Raw genomic sequence first — 14,578 nt, forward strand, 5'->3', positions numbered from 1 at the left:
AAAGATAGGATTGAAAAAAAGGCTGCATTGCAGCCTGTTTTTTATCGCAATACATTGTCATTCTATTTTAAGTTAAGGTTGTTGTTTTTTAAGCTCACGAATTAACTGGGCTTCATAATCATCTAGAACCTGATTGATATTGGCAATCCATTTGCTGCCATTGGCAATTTGGCCAGAATTGGTCACTTTGCTATAAATATGAATGGGTTGGGATGAGGTTTTATTGTTGAGCACATCGCTGTCAATTTCAGAGTGAATTTTAATCGAGGTAAAACCAGGTTGAAACCAAGACCAGAACTTATTAATTTTTACAGTAAGAACCAAATTTGCAGTGGCTTTATTGGCGTCAGTATTTGGGAGTACCTGATAACCTGATTGGGTTAAGGCACGTTCTACGCGTTGTTGTACAACCTGAGTCACACTACCATCTTGCAATAAAATATCGCCTAAAGCATGCCCATAAGCATTGCGCTTACGTGCAAATGCACGGGCTTTTTCATCTTGAGTTGCTTGTGCCAGCCCACCTTTTAATGACGGGATATCTGGAGTTTTCGGGGCTTCTTGAAAAATACGGTCATCTTCAACCAGTGCAATCACTGCTGTATGTTGGTTGCTTTGTTGTGACGTTGTTACTGGGAGAGGTGTCGTTGCTGGCAGTTGAATCAGTCCGCGTGACGTAGCGCAGCCAGTGAGCGTTACAGATAAGAGCAAGGTCAAATTTAAACATATTTTTTGCATAATGATTTTCCATTGTTATTAAAATTGTAGATTAATTAATCATAATATATTTAAGCTGATCGATGAAACACGCTTGATCGGTTATTTTTCTGACGATAGAATATAAAAAACCGCATTTTTCGATGCGGTTAAAATTTATGTATTTTAAATACTTACAATAAACTTGGTAATAAAATTGCACCAATAATCACTAAAAATAAAATCCATTTGATTAAATAATACATGCGACGGTTTTTAGCTTTTAGCTCACGGCCTTTGGCATGAATCGCATAAAAATATTTAAAAATACGGTTAATAAAGCCTGTCTGGTCTTGCGCATCGTTAGGCGATGCTGATGCTGACATCACATTGCGACCGAACCAGTGATTGAAGTTTTGTGCCCATTGCCATTTCATTGGGCGTTCAATGTCACAAAACAAAATAATACGGGTTTGCTCAGCCTTGTTTTGTGCCCAGTGTACATAGGTTTCATCAAACACTGTCGCTTCACCATCGCGCCAGCTATAACGCTCCTGATCAACTTCAATAAAACACTCATCACTATTGGGTGTGCTTAATCCCAAATGATAACGTACTGAACCTGCATAGGGGTCACGGTGTTTACCCAAGTAGCTGCCTGAAGGTAATTCGGCAAACATAGCGGCTTTGACGGATGGAATTTTCTCTAAGATTGCGACGGTTTTGGGGCAAAGTTGTTGAGCTGAAGGATGACTGTCCTGATACCATTTTAGGTAAAAACGCTTCCAGCCACGTTTAAAGAAAGTATTAAAACCTGCGTCATTGTTACTTGAAGCCGCTTTAATTTGGCTTTGTAATGCAATGGCTTCGTCACGAATGATCTGCCAGTTATCCTGTAGTGGTTTCAACTCAGGGAAATCTTCAACTGGATAAAACGGCTGGGCAGGCAAACGGGAAAAACCCGTCATAAACATATTGACTGGACCTAAGAAGGTTGAATGATCAAATAGTTGACGTGACAGCTTTAGGCGCTCTTTCCCCCGAAAATAGGTATAGAGCAAGCTAATCACAAAAATCGTTACAATAATAATCGCGTACATAGAGAAGAATCACCACCATAATCACAATCAATGCAGATTGTATTTTAGTTCATTCTAGCAGAATCAGGTTGTTGGCGGATTTTAAACTGAATTCGTTAGAATCATCATCGATAAATTGTAAAAAAGTAATGGATTTTTTGATTAAATACAGCCATAAACTTGCAAAACAATGTCCTGAAAATGACACGGCATTTGCAACACTGTGAAGATGTGATGTGTTATAAAGCGACAAGCAAGAGACAGAATGATAAAAAGAATTCCGTTTTTTAGGCTTATTTTTATAGACCACACCAATCTGATATCACACTACATTTGATTTCTCATGTAGACAATGGCGTGAATTCGATAACATCCAGAATCCAAAAGTAAAATAGACTTCGTTGATTAAGCTATTTTATTGCTCTTGCGCTTCATTGAAATAGATTTGCATTGCTCAGAGAGAAAAACAAAAAGGCTGCATGTAAACTCTGATGAAAAAACCGAATATGCTTTAAATTGCTCATGGATCAATAGGAACATATTTGTACTTTTTTGATTGAGGTTTACAAAAAATAAAAACATCATGCCTAAGCGTTACTTACACTGTTTTTGCAACAGGTCCTTAGCTTAAACAGTTATAATCAGCTCAGGCAGAATTTCAAAATTAGATGGAATATCCCCACAGCATGTTTAAATCGTTTTTTCCTGCACCACGTGCATTTTTTCTTTCAGTTGTCGCATGGCTGTCGTTAAACCTGATCTTGTGGTACTCAGGTGGAAAGGCGTGGGGCACTTTACTGGGCTGGGCACAGGGGTATGCAGAAGCGCCGTCGGCGATTGGCGTGAGTCGCTTTTGGTCACCTGCATTTTTATGGTTTTATATCTGGTTCTTTGTTGCAACCGCCATTTTTGCAGGTTTTTGGCGTTTTTTTTCAGACAACAAATGGCAACGCTGGTCAGTCTGGGGATCCGCCCTCATTTTGTTTAATATCTGGTTTGGTGTGCAAGTCAGTGTCGCGGTCAATGCATGGTATGGTCCATTTTGGGACATGATCCAGAAAATGCTGGGAAGTGGCGGTGGCGACATCAAAGACCTGTATATGGGGACATTAACGTTCTTATACATTGCCATGGTTGCAGTAACATTTGCAGTATTGAACTCATTTTTGGTGAGTCATTACATTTTCCGTTGGCGTACTGCCATGAATGAATATTACAGCGAGCATTGGTTAAAATTACGCAATATAGAAGGCGCATCACAGCGGGTACAAGAAGATACCATGCGTTTTGCGACCACGATGGAAGATTTAGGTGTCCGCTTTGTCAAAGCGATTATGATCCTGATCGCGTTTTTACCGATTTTATTTCAGCTTTCAGCACATGTTCCCGCACTGCCAATCATTGGTGAAATTAAACATTCTTTAGTGTATGCAGCAGTGGCATGGGCAGCTTTTGGTACATTCCTGTTAATGTTTGTCGGTATTAAATTACCTGGTTTAGAATTTAATAATCAAAGGGTTGAAGCCGCTTACCGTAAAGAACTAGTGTATGGTGAAGACTGCATTGAACGTGCAGAACCTGCGACACTCAGAGAGTTGTTTGGTCATGTCCGTAAAAACTATTTCCGCCTGTATTTTCACTACACTTACTTTAACTTGGTGAGTACGTGGTATATGCAGCTCGATGTCTTGTATAGCCTTGTGGTGCTGTTCCCATCCATTGCTGCAGGGAAAATGACTTTGGGTTTACTCAACCAGATTGGTAACGTGTTCGATAAAGTACGTGAGTCATTTCAGTATTTGATTAGCTCATGGAAAACCATTATTGAATTGCTCTCGATTTATAAGCGTCTAAAAGCCTTTGAGTCGATTTTGCATAAATAAGTTTCTAAACGTCTAAATGAAAGAAGTCAGTCAATCAAAATATTGACTGGCTTTTTTTTGGCGGTGATTTATGTTCAGTATATTTTTAGTATTGTATAAGAGGCCATGATCATCAATCAGATGCATTTTGCCTGCGTTAAATGTTAAATACTTCACCTAAAAAATGTGCGATAGGGCGAAAAATACCCATCACCAGATTGGGAAGAAACTCAACAAATGCTTCTGCTAAAACCTCTTTCCAAAAAGAAGGCTCATTTTCTTCACTTTGAGATTCTGACATCGGATCTTGCATAAACCACCTGAATATAAAAATCTACAGAACAGCAGTTTGATCATGTTCATCAGTGTGACATAAACTTATAAAAAACACACGCCCAGCACTGCACCCAGCAACATAACCCAAAGCGGATGCACTGTTTTAAATAAGCCAAGTCCTGCTGTTGCCAAAATAATCACAGTCAATAAAAGATTTTGTGCTGATGCCGAACCAATCAGCCATGCACTGACCAAGACCAGTCCAACTGTCACAGGTTTTAGGGCTTTTTCAAAGCGTGAATGTAAAGGATGATCTTTGACTTGTCGCCAGAACTTGAGTGCATAAACCGTAATCACCGAAGATGGCGCAAACTGGGCAATCGAAGTCACCAGTAAACCTGCTGTCCCTGCAACATGCCAGCCAATCAGAGGGATAATCATCATGTTTGGGCCAGGCGCTGCTTGCGCCATTGCGAACAGGGCACTAAATTCTTCAGCAGTCAGCCAATGGTGGACATAGACCACCTGATACTGCATTTCAGGCAAAATCGCATTACCACCGCCAAATGCCAGTAAGGATAATTCTGCAAATACCAATGCCAGTGACCATAACACCCAAATCATGCGCGTTTTGCTCCCAAACTTAAAACCCACATATTCAGACCCAGCAAAATGATCAGGGTAAATAACAACGGTATTTTCACCACGACCATGAGCATAAAGGTCAGCACAATACTGCTGGCCGTCAAATAATTTTTCGCAATCGGTTTAAGCATTTTTAAACCTGTGGAAAATAACAGGCCTGCTGCCGCTGCAGCCAAACCTTGAATCGCATGCTGTATTGCAGGTAAATTTTGAAACTGGCTATAAATCTGATAAATCAGCAATACAATAATGGTCGGCGCACAGATTAATCCTAAAATGGCACACAGCGCACCCTTGACGCCATGAAACTCCATGCCAATCGCCACAGACATATTAATAATATTGCCACCTGGTAAAATCTGACAGACCCCAAGCAGGTCGGTAAACTGAGCCGTACTTAACCAGCGGTTTTCTTCCACAATCATACGATGTGCAAGTGGCAGAACACCGCCAAAACCCATCAATCCCAATTTTAAGAAACCTAAAAACAATGCTTTGCATGTTGGTATGTTGAGTACTTGTTCGCTCACCAGATCACCTTAACCTGTCCCAAGATGTATATAGCATGCAGCGCTTATGCTATATTGACAAATGCTATTTTTACCTTAAACCATGCCTAAAAAGTATAGCAATGATTGAGATTCATAAACTTAATGCCTTTGTTGCCGTGGTTGAAGAAAGTAATATTTCTAAAGCTGCAAATCGTTTGTATATGCAGCAACCGCCTTTAACACGATTGATTAAAAGTCTGGAACGAGAACTTGGAACAGTATTGTTTAAACGCTTGCCACGTGGGGTAGAAGTGACAGAAGCAGGGCGGGTATTGTATCAAGAGGCCGTGAGTATCCTGGCGCATGCACAGGCGATTCCCAAACGGGTGCAAAATATCGCACAGGGGCTGGAAGGACAGCTTCATATTGGATTTACCCACTCAGTAGGCTTGCATCCTTTTTTACCCACGCTACTTCGCCAGTTTCGTGAACAGTTTCCTGCAGTTACGATTCAGCTAGAAGAAGAAAGCAGTCGTGATTTAATTGATGCTGTCCTCAATGAAAAACTAGATCTCATTTTTTTGCGTAAGCCCGCACCACTTCGCGCCGAGTTGCATAGTGTACATGTGCTGGATGAACCATTAATTGTGGCGCTGCCGAGTAATCATCCTCTGACAGAAAAAAGTGGCGCAATTCGCTTGCTCGATTTAGAACCCTATGAGTTTGTCTTATATCGGCGACTGGCAGGGCAGGATTTATTCGATAATATTTTAGCGCATTGTTATCAGGCAGGTTTTAGCCCCAATATTGTTCAGGAAGCACCGCGTTTAACCTCGAGTCTAAATCTGATTGCCGCAGGGATTGGCGTGTCGATTGTGCCTGCTTCAATTCAGGATTTTTGGAATAAACAGATTGTATATAAGATGCTTAAAGCCGAGTCGCCGTGTATTGCCCCGATTTATGCGGTGTATCGGGCAGATGCAAATGTTCGGGTACAGCATGTGCTGGAATTGCTGGCTGCACCTGCCAGATCGATACAGAGTCATAACACCTAAGCATCATGTCGTATGTTAAAAAGAAGCCAATGACTGAATGGAGTTTTAGAATGTCCACACAACGTAAACATGTATCTTTGAGTCGAGCACTTTTGATGGCAGCCGCTGTCTTTGGCACCACCCAAGTCACGATGGCAAGCCCAACCGTTGATCGACTCAGTGATTGCTTGATGAAATCTACTACTGCAACCGATAAAACCGCAGTGTTGCAGTGGACGTTTGTGGCGTTGTCTAGTCATCCCGATTTAAAACAGTTTAGTCATGTGACAGATGAGCAAAAAACTGCACTGGATAAAAACGTAGCACAGGTGTTGCAGCGCATTTTGGTTGACCAATGTTCGACTCAGACCAAAGCTGTGATACAGGCGGAAGGCGTGCAAGCGGTAGGAGAGAGCTTCCAGCAGTTGGGACAGATTACAGGTGAGGAAATTATTAAAAACCCTGAGGTGAAGCATCAGCTTAATGGTTTGTTGCGTTATGTGGATGTAAATAAGTTGGTGGTGACGTTTTTGACGCCTGATATTTGGAATCAGTTGGGGACGATTCGAGGGAAGTAATCTCTCACTAACCCTCTCCTAAAAGGAGAGGGCTAGCACGTAAAGAATGACTTAGATGTTTAGATAAGTGCTAATTAATTTTTATTGCTAACTTTTATCCAAATTTTTGATTTTCTAAAAAATTAGTTAAATCATCATTTGAATTAATTTGATTATCTTTGATTTTTAGTATTATTTTTATAATACTCATGGCTAAGTAATATCTTATTTGTTTTAAATCTTTAATTTCAATATTGATATTTCCACCATGAGCAATACCACTACGTTTTGAATATAAATCAATCATGGTTTTGTATATCTGCTTTCGACTTTCAATATCATTTTTGGCTATTAAAAAAGCAGTATTTTCTGCTAATGTTTTTGTAATTGCATCTCTGCCTGAATTTAATAATGATTCTATTCCAATTGCACAGAATAGAAAACTTTCATTTATATTTGTTGATTTAATTGATGAGCTATACCAATTTATGGCTGTACGGAGTTTGTCTAATAGATCATTTTTAAAGTCAGTAGATAGTAGAGGGAAACATAAATCTATAAATGTAAAGCCTATCTTATTTTGATCTTCATTTTTTTTTGATAAGTCAAAAGCTACATTATAAATAATCTCATCATTTAGCGCACTTGTACTTAATTCATCATAATTTAGACATAATGGTTCTATGAGTTGTTCATTTTGATATGTACTAAATTTAATATTAAATCTATAAGGTACAGATATATCAGAAATAAAAATTATTTGATTTATGAGATCTTCAGCTTCAATTTTACTTTTTTCTTTAGCTATTAATGGGTCTCCAGAATTAGAAACTTCAATAACTAATTTGTTCTTATATTTTCTTATTGTTTTCTTAAGTTCCAATAAAAATATATCATTAGGGTTGAAAGTCCCTAATTTTTTATGTTCCTTTTCGACCAGTTTTATATTTTTCTTTATTTTTTCGGAAAAAGAAGGGGTGGTTGTTTTTTTATTGAAGTTACCTAAAGTTAAATTTCCAAAGGAATATATCTCATTACAGATCAATCCATCTATAGGGAAATAAAAAAAATTAGTTTGATTGGCATAAATTTTTAATTCTAAAATGAGTTGATGAAACTCATTAAATAAATTTAAATTACTTTTGATTAAGTATTCTTGAAATAGTTCTTTCATTTTTTTATCAATGGTTTTTATAGAAATCAAGTCAATTAGGTTAGCTTTTTTTAATATAGATATTAAGAAAGAATTCCACTTAATAGATGTTTCTCTTGTAAACCCGTAACTTACATTTCCAAGAGTGGCGAAACCACCTTCATTTATTGAATTCATAGCGGTATGAAAATCGAGAGTATTATCTTTAAAATAATCAAAGCATTGTTGTATAGATCTTGATTTATCTATTTTAATGTTATTGAAATCCATATAAAAACCCCACATGAAGTGAGGTTTTTATATCATGAAATTAATTGACTAGCTAATAAATCAACCAATCAACTTCTTCATCAATTCATTGACTTGTGCAGGGTTAGCTTTGCCTTTTGCAGCTTTCATCACTTGACCGACAAGACCATTAAAGGCTTTTTCTTTACCAGACTTGTACTCTTCAACCATTTTTTCATTGGCTGCAAGCACTTCTTTGATGATCGCTTCAATTGCACCTGTGTCAGTTTCCTGCTTCAAGCCTTTTTCAGCAATAATAGCATCGGCAGTTTTGCCTTCTTCCCACATAAAGCCAAACACTTGCTTCGCGATTTTGCCGTTAATGGTGTTGTCCACAATACGTGCAATCATGCCGCCAAGTTGCTCAGCAGATACAGGAGAGTCAGCCAAGTCCAAGCCTGCCTTGTTTAAAGCACCTGAGAATTCACCCATGACCCAGTTTGCAGACACTTTACCCTGAGCCGCACCACCTGCCGCCGCAACGACTGCCTCATAAAAGTCAGACATTTCACGAGAAAGCGTAAGGACATGCGCATCGTACTCAGTCACGCCAAAGTCAGCGACAAAGCGTTCACGACGTGCCGCAGGTAACTCAGGCATGGTGGCTTTAATCGCTTCAATTTGCGCATCTGGAATAATCACAGGCAACAAGTCAGGGTCAGGGAAGTAGCGGTAATCGTTCGCTTCTTCTTTAGAACGCATTGAACGCGTTTCCATTTTCACAGGGTCGAACAAACGGGTTTCTTGATCAATCGTGCCATCCCATTCCAAAATTTCCATTTGGCGTTCAATTTCAACATTGATCGCTTGTTCAATGAAACGGAATGAGTTGAGGTTTTTCAATTCACAACGTGTACCAAACGGCTGACCTGGACGACGCAAAGATACGTTACAGTCACAGCGGAACGAACCTTCTGCCATATTACCGTCAGAAATACCGAGCCAACGCACTAACGTGTGAATTGCTTTAATGTAGGCAACCGCTTCTTCAACCGAACGCATGTCAGGTTCAGATACGATTTCAAGTAAAGGCGTACCTGCACGGTTCAAGTCAATGCCTGACATACCTTCAAACTGGTCATGGATTGATTTACCTGCATCTTCCTCAAGGTGGGCACGGGTGACGCCAATGCGCTTCACTGTGCCATCTTCAAGTTGAATGTCGATATGACCCAAGCCCACAATCGGGTTGTCCATCTGGCTAATCTGGTAGCCTTTTGGAGAGTCAGGGTAGAAGTAGTTTTTACGGGCAAACACAGACGCTTGGTCGATGTAGGCATCGATACCCAAACCAAAACGGATCGCCAGATCAACCACTTCAGCATTTAGCACAGGTAAAACACCAGGCATCGCCAAATCAACAAGGCTGGCCTGAGTATTTGGGTCTTGACCGAACTCAGTCGATGAACCTGAGAAAATTTTTGATTTAGTTGCAAGTTGAGTGTGAATCTCAATCCCGATTACCACTTCCCAACCATCAATCAGGTTTGATTTAGGCTTTTTTTGAGCTTGTGCCATTATGCATTCTCCTCAGCAATTGCCGCACGTTGGGTGTGGAAGTCGGTGTTTTGTTGGTATTGATGCACAATCGACAACAATTGTGATTCAGACCAGTAGTTACCAATCAACTGCAAGCCGACAGGCAAGTTGTGATCATCTAAACCTACAGGTGCGTTAATCGCTGGCAGACCTGCCAAGTTGACTGCAAGGGTGTACACGTCACCCAAATACATTTCTGTTGGGCTAAGGTTCGCACCGATTTTGTAAGCTGTAGTTGGTGCAGATGGCGCAGCAATCACATCGACCTGTTCAAAGGCTTTTAAGAAGTCTTGTTGAATTAAACGACGAACTTTCTGTGCTTTGACATAGTACGCATCGTAATAACCCGCAGAAAGCGCATAAGTCCCGATCAGGATACGACGCTTCACTTCTTCACCAAAACCTTCAGAACGAGAACGCTTGTACAAGTCCATCAAGTCCACAGGGTTTTCACAGCGGTAGCCATAGCGTACGCCGTCATAACGAGACAAGTTTGAAGATGCTTCAGCAGGCGCGATTAGGTAATAGGTTGGCACATAAGCTTCAACCATATTCAGGTCAACTTCGACCAAGATCGCGCCCATGTCTTCAAGTTTCTTCAAAGATTCTTCAACACGTGTTTTAACGTCAGCGGCTAAACCTGCAACATTAAAGTATTGTTTAGGAATACCAATGCGTAAACCTTTCACCGAAGTTGCATTCAAGTTTGCAACATAGTCATCAACCTCTTTATCGACAGAAGTTGAGTCTTTGGCATCGTGACCTGCAATGACATTCATCAGGTAAGCACAGTCTTCAGCCGAACGTGCCATTGGGCCTGCTTGGTCTAAAGATGAAGCGAATGCGATGATCCCGAAACGAGAAACGCGACCATAACTTGGTTTTAAACCCGTCAAACCACAAAAAGATGCAGGTTGGCGAATTGAACCGCCTGTGTCTGTACCCGTTGCAAACGGTGCAAGGTCTGCTGCAACTACCGCTGCTGAACCACCTGAAGAACCACCTGGTACATAGTCCAAGTTCCACGGGTTTTTGGTTGCGCCGTAGTATGAGCTTTCCGAGGTTGAACCCATGGCAAACTCGTCCATGTTCACTTTACCCAAAGTCACCAGACCCGCTGCTTTGGCTTTGGTCACCACAGTGGCATCGTAAGGTGAAATGAAGTTGTCGAGCATTTTTGAGCCCGCAGAAGTGCGCACACCTTGGGTACAGAAAATGTCTTTATGCGCAAGCGGAATCCCAGCAAGAGCCATCGCATTACCTGCTTTGATCGCGGCATCGGCAGCATCGGCTTGGCTAAGTGCAAGTTCAGGCGTTACGGTGACATAACTTTTGACCTGAGCGTCAATTTTTTCAATACGCTTTAAATAATGTTGTGTCAGCTCACGAGAAGAAAATTTGCCTTGTTGCAAACCTTCTGATAACTCGCGAATAGAGAGACGATGTAAATTAGTCATAATTTAAAATCTGATCTAAAAAGTAGCACGATTTGGTTATTTCGTTGGAAAGTACGACAAAAGTGCGAGTATTTACAAAATGAAACAAAAGATTATTCGATCACACGTGGTACAAGATACAAGCCATCTTGGGTTGCAGGTGCAACAGCTTGATATTCTTCACGGTGGTTTGTTTCAGTGACCACATCAGGGCGTAAAGGTTGTGGATGGTCAAATGGGCTTTTTAATGGCTCAATACCAGTAGTATCAATGCCTTTTAAGGTTTCCATCATGCCTAAAATTTTATTTAGACTTTGTGCGTACTCTGCAGATTGCGTATCATTGAACGATAAACGTGCAAGATTGGCAATTTGCGATACGGTTTGAGCATTTAGATCTGAATGCTGAGCATCCGATGTAGACATAACATCACCTTGTCAGTATCAAAAAATTTCAAAATATCGTGCTATATGATAAGCGATTGACTTGTTCAAATCATCACATTTAGTTAAAGTTGCGACCTTGCGTCCACATTTGTAAAAACTGAGTACGACCCGTGATTTTAAAACGACTAATTGGCTTGTTTTCGCCAGATCTTGCGATTGATTTAGGTACAGCTAACACACTCATTTATGCACCAGGACGGGGCATTATCTTGAATGAACCGACGGTGGTGGCAATTCGCCACAGTGGTTCACAAAAAATTGTTGCAGCCGTTGGTCTAGATGCGAAACAAATGCTAGGTCGTACCCCTGCCAATATTTCTGCAATTCGTCCGATGAAAGATGGTGTGATTGCAGACTTTGAAGTCACCGAAACCATGTTAAACCAATTTATTGGTAAAGTGCATGAAAAACGTTTATTCCCACCAGCGCCGCGTGTTGTCGTCTGTGTGCCATGCAAATCAACACTGGTTGAACGCCGTGCCATTCGTGAGGCAGTTTACAATGCGGGTGCCCGTGATGTTCGCCTGATTGAAGAGCCGATGGCAGCAGCAATTGGTGCTGGTTTGCCAGTTGAGCAAGCATGTGGTTCGATGGTGGTCGATGTAGGTGGTGGTACGACAGAAATTGCCATCATTTCTTTACAAGGTTGTGTATACGCAGATTCTTTACGTATTGGTGGTGATGTCTTTGATGAACAGATCATTAATTATGTTCGTAAAGCACACGGCTGTGTGATTGGTGAAACAACTGCTGAACTCATTAAGAAAGAAGTGGGTATGGCCGTTGAAGATGAACACACCAAGAAACTTGAAATTGAAGTGCGTGGTCGTAATCTGGCAGAAGGTGTACCTCGCTCAATTACCGTGACTTCTGAGGAAGTGATGCAAGCGATTGCAGACCCTCTACAAAGCATTGTCAGTGCGGTAAAATCTGCACTTGAGCAAACACCTCCTGAACTTTCTTCAGATATCGCCGAACGTGGCATCGTCTTGACAGGTGGTGGTGCATTACTACGTAACTTGGATAAATTATTGGCACAAGAAACTGGCTTGCCAGTGGTTGTGGCTGAAGATCCTTTAACTTGCGTGACACGCGGTGGTGGAAAAGTCCTTGAGTTCTTTGACAACCCAAACCATGACATGCTTTTTGTAGGATAAAATAGGACAGGGCGGTGCAACCGAATATTTTTTCAAGACAACCGCCATCTTTTCGCTCATTCATTATTGCAGTCATTACGTGTTTGCTAGTGCTTTTCTTTGATTGGCGCATGCCTCATGTAGTGAAACCTGCGAGGGATGTCTTGTACGCAGCATATAATCCCATTTATGCGCTTGCAAGCTATCCAGTCATGTCGCGAGAGTGGCTGAATCAACAAACCAAGTCTGAAGAACAACTGCGTCGTGAAAATACTGCAATGCATGCTGAGTTGTTACAAGCGCAAGTACGTCTGCAAAAACTTTCTGAACTTTCAGCCGAAAACGCCCGTTTACGTGGTCTGCTCGACACGCCTTTAATTATTGATGGCCGTATGGCAATTGCTGAAGTCATTGGGACTGATGTAGATCCATTACGTCATATTATTGTGATTAACCGAGGCAAAGCTGACCGTCTTTATCTGGGACAAACGGTGTTGGATGACCACGGAATTATGGGGCAGATTATTAACGTCTACCCACATAGTGCGCGTGTACTCCTATTGTCTGATAAAGAAAGTTCTCTATCTATTCGGATTGAGCGCACAGGTATGCGTGCAATTGTGTCGGGTACAGGTGATTCTGGAATCTTGCAAATGCAATATGTTCCAACCAGTGCAGATCTTGTTGTTGGGGATCGTGTGTATAGTTCAGGTTTGGGCGAGCATTTTCCAGCAGGGTATCTGGTCGGTACAGTGTCGAAAATTCAGCGACATAATTCAGGGGAATTTGCCCAGATTGATGTCACACCAGCAGGTCAACTTGCAGGCGGACATTATGTCGTCGTGCTGTTTTCTGACTCTCTAGCGAAGGAGCAGCCTTATGCTAGTCGCTAATTATCGGCCTCAGAAACCTAGAGATCCATTTATCTGGATTGTGATTTCGACAGTGTTGGCATCTGTGCTGGTGGTCTATCCATTGGCATATGATGCGTCAGCATGGCGACCATGTATCATGCTGTTGGTGATGCTGTTTTGGGTACTGTGTCAGCCAACATGGTGTGGCGTATGGTTTGCTTTTGGTCTGGGTATTTTTACCGACTTGCTGCTTGACGCACCGCTTGGGCAAAATGCGCTGATTTATGTCGTGATTACTTTTGCAGCACGTTACTTTATTCGTGAACGTCGAGTTCTCACTTTTCTGAATTTATGGATTATTGCGATTCTTGCGATTTTGGCTTATGTCATTTTTGTTTGGGTGACGCAGGTGATGGCGGGTATTAACTATCCTGTCATGCGCCGTTGGCCACCATTAATCAGCAGTGTTTTTGCTTGGCCTGTGTTATATTATTGCTTGAAAAAATGGCGCGCTTGATTTTGGCTTCAAGCTCACCACGTCGTCGTGAGTTGCTTTTACAGCTTGGTTTACAATTTGAGGTCTTTAGCCCTGAAATTGATGAAAGCATCTTGGAAGGTGAGTTGGCCTCTGAGTATGTTGCGCGGCTTGCACAAGCCAAGGCTCAAGCAGTATTACGCAGGTTTTCAGATGCAACCGTGATTGCTGCTGATACCAGTTTGTCTGTCGATGATGAAATTATCGGGAAACCTGAATCCAAAGCACATGCGTTTAGCATTTGGCAAAAACTCTCAGGACGTTGTCATGATGTATTGACAGGTGTTTGTGTTGCAAATGCTGAGCAGATTTTATATCAAGTGGTGCAGACTCAAGTCGAGTTTCAGCCACTTACGCCGAATGATATGGAAAATTATTGGGCCACAGGCGAGCCTGTGGGGAAAGCAGGTGCTTATGCCATACAAGGGCAGGCAGCGCAGTATATTCCCCGTATTGTAGGCAGTTACACCAATGTGGTTGGATTGCCGTTGCATGAAACAATCAAGCTATTAAAAGCGGTTAATGCATCAAACTGATCGCTTTACAAGAAT

The 14,578-nt window shown here is 41.4% G+C and carries 16 protein-coding genes; 7 read left to right on the forward strand and 9 right to left on the reverse strand.

Annotation, left to right across the window (positions count from 1 at the left end; translation table 11 throughout):
* Positions 1 to 72: 72 nt before the first annotated feature.
* Both ACX1N5_RS05435 and lpxO read right to left on the reverse strand, forming a co-directional pair.
* Positions 73 to 738, reverse strand: coding sequence for a YajG family lipoprotein (locus tag ACX1N5_RS05435; protein WP_458800704.1), 666 nt, complete (start codon positions 736 to 738; stop codon positions 73 to 75).
* Positions 739 to 890: 152 nt separating this feature from the next.
* Entirely contained in the window at positions 891 to 1,796 is a 906-nt protein-coding gene (gene lpxO, locus ACX1N5_RS05440) for a lipid A hydroxylase LpxO (RefSeq protein WP_004899734.1), read from the reverse strand.
* Positions 1,797 to 2,461: 665 nt separating this feature from the next.
* Here lpxO and sbmA point away from each other — a divergent pair.
* Positions 2,462 to 3,658, forward strand: coding sequence for a peptide antibiotic transporter SbmA (gene sbmA / locus ACX1N5_RS05445; RefSeq protein WP_116731529.1), 1,197 nt, complete (start codon positions 2,462 to 2,464; stop codon positions 3,656 to 3,658).
* Positions 3,659 to 3,794: 136 nt separating this feature from the next.
* On the opposite strand, the gene ACX1N5_RS05450 is transcribed toward sbmA, so the two are convergent.
* The 3 genes from ACX1N5_RS05450 to ACX1N5_RS05460 form a co-directional block, all read right to left on the reverse strand.
* Positions 3,795 to 3,950, reverse strand: coding sequence for a hypothetical protein (locus ACX1N5_RS05450; RefSeq protein WP_458800707.1), 156 nt, complete (start codon positions 3,948 to 3,950; stop codon positions 3,795 to 3,797).
* Positions 3,951 to 4,015: 65 nt separating this feature from the next.
* A complete protein-coding gene (locus ACX1N5_RS05455) occupies positions 4,016 to 4,537 on the reverse strand; it encodes a chromate transporter (RefSeq protein WP_458800709.1) in 522 nt (173 codons plus the stop codon).
* Complete coding sequence (locus ACX1N5_RS05460) at positions 4,534 to 5,088, reverse strand: chromate transporter (RefSeq protein ID WP_458800710.1); 555 nt, start codon at positions 5,086 to 5,088, stop codon at positions 4,534 to 4,536. The genes ACX1N5_RS05455 and ACX1N5_RS05460 overlap by 4 nt, the downstream gene beginning before the upstream one ends.
* Before the next feature lie 101 nt (positions 5,089 to 5,189).
* Between ACX1N5_RS05460 and ACX1N5_RS05465 the strand changes: the two genes are divergently transcribed.
* The gene (locus ACX1N5_RS05465; protein WP_458800712.1) at positions 5,190 to 6,104 is read left to right on the forward strand and encodes a LysR family transcriptional regulator; all 915 of its coding nucleotides are present in this window, start codon (positions 5,190 to 5,192) and stop codon (positions 6,102 to 6,104) included.
* Positions 6,105 to 6,154: 50 nt separating this feature from the next.
* Entirely contained in the window at positions 6,155 to 6,661 is a 507-nt protein-coding gene (locus ACX1N5_RS05470; RefSeq protein ID WP_458800714.1) for a hypothetical protein, read from the forward strand.
* Positions 6,662 to 6,755: 94 nt separating this feature from the next.
* On the opposite strand, the gene ACX1N5_RS05475 is transcribed toward ACX1N5_RS05470, so the two are convergent.
* The 4 genes from ACX1N5_RS05475 to gatC all read right to left on the reverse strand — a co-directional run bounded on the left by ACX1N5_RS05475 (position 6,756) and on the right by gatC (position 11,481).
* Positions 6,756 to 8,063: a hypothetical protein gene (locus tag ACX1N5_RS05475; protein WP_458800715.1), complete on the reverse strand. Its 1,308-nt coding sequence runs from the start codon at positions 8,061 to 8,063 to the stop codon at positions 6,756 to 6,758.
* Between the two features lie 60 nt (positions 8,064 to 8,123).
* Entirely contained in the window at positions 8,124 to 9,599 is a 1,476-nt protein-coding gene (gene gatB / locus ACX1N5_RS05480; protein ID WP_458800717.1) for an Asp-tRNA(Asn)/Glu-tRNA(Gln) amidotransferase subunit GatB, read from the reverse strand.
* Positions 9,599 to 11,077 (reverse strand): Asp-tRNA(Asn)/Glu-tRNA(Gln) amidotransferase subunit GatA, encoded by a 1,479-nt coding sequence (gatA, locus tag ACX1N5_RS05485; protein ID WP_458800719.1) that lies wholly within the window; start codon positions 11,075 to 11,077, stop codon positions 9,599 to 9,601. Before gatA ends, gatB begins: the two co-directional genes overlap by 1 nt.
* A gap of 92 nt (positions 11,078 to 11,169) precedes the next feature.
* Positions 11,170 to 11,481 (reverse strand): Asp-tRNA(Asn)/Glu-tRNA(Gln) amidotransferase subunit GatC, encoded by a 312-nt coding sequence (gene gatC / locus ACX1N5_RS05490; protein ID WP_004750883.1) that lies wholly within the window; start codon positions 11,479 to 11,481, stop codon positions 11,170 to 11,172.
* Positions 11,482 to 11,612: 131 nt separating this feature from the next.
* Between gatC and ACX1N5_RS05495 the strand changes: the two genes are divergently transcribed.
* Genes ACX1N5_RS05495 through ACX1N5_RS05510 form a run of 4 tightly spaced genes read left to right on the forward strand, consistent with a single transcriptional unit; the run spans position 11,613 to position 14,563 of the window.
* Positions 11,613 to 12,659 carry a rod shape-determining protein gene (locus ACX1N5_RS05495; RefSeq protein ID WP_004750884.1) on the forward strand — a complete coding sequence of 349 codons (1,047 nt, stop codon included), beginning with the start codon at positions 11,613 to 11,615 and terminating at the stop codon, positions 12,657 to 12,659.
* 14 nt (positions 12,660 to 12,673) lie between these two features.
* Entirely contained in the window at positions 12,674 to 13,531 is an 858-nt protein-coding gene (mreC, locus tag ACX1N5_RS05500; protein ID WP_004750885.1) for a rod shape-determining protein MreC, read from the forward strand.
* Positions 13,518 to 14,009 carry a rod shape-determining protein MreD gene (gene mreD, locus ACX1N5_RS05505; protein WP_004750886.1) on the forward strand — a complete coding sequence of 164 codons (492 nt, stop codon included), beginning with the start codon at positions 13,518 to 13,520 and terminating at the stop codon, positions 14,007 to 14,009. Before mreC ends, mreD begins: the two co-directional genes overlap by 14 nt.
* Positions 13,997 to 14,563, forward strand: coding sequence for a Maf family nucleotide pyrophosphatase (locus tag ACX1N5_RS05510; protein ID WP_116726518.1), 567 nt, complete (start codon positions 13,997 to 13,999; stop codon positions 14,561 to 14,563). The genes mreD and ACX1N5_RS05510 overlap by 13 nt, the downstream gene beginning before the upstream one ends.
* Positions 14,564 to 14,578: the final 15 nt, after the last annotated feature.

Source organism: Acinetobacter sp. ANC 4636 (genome assembly GCF_054454555.1).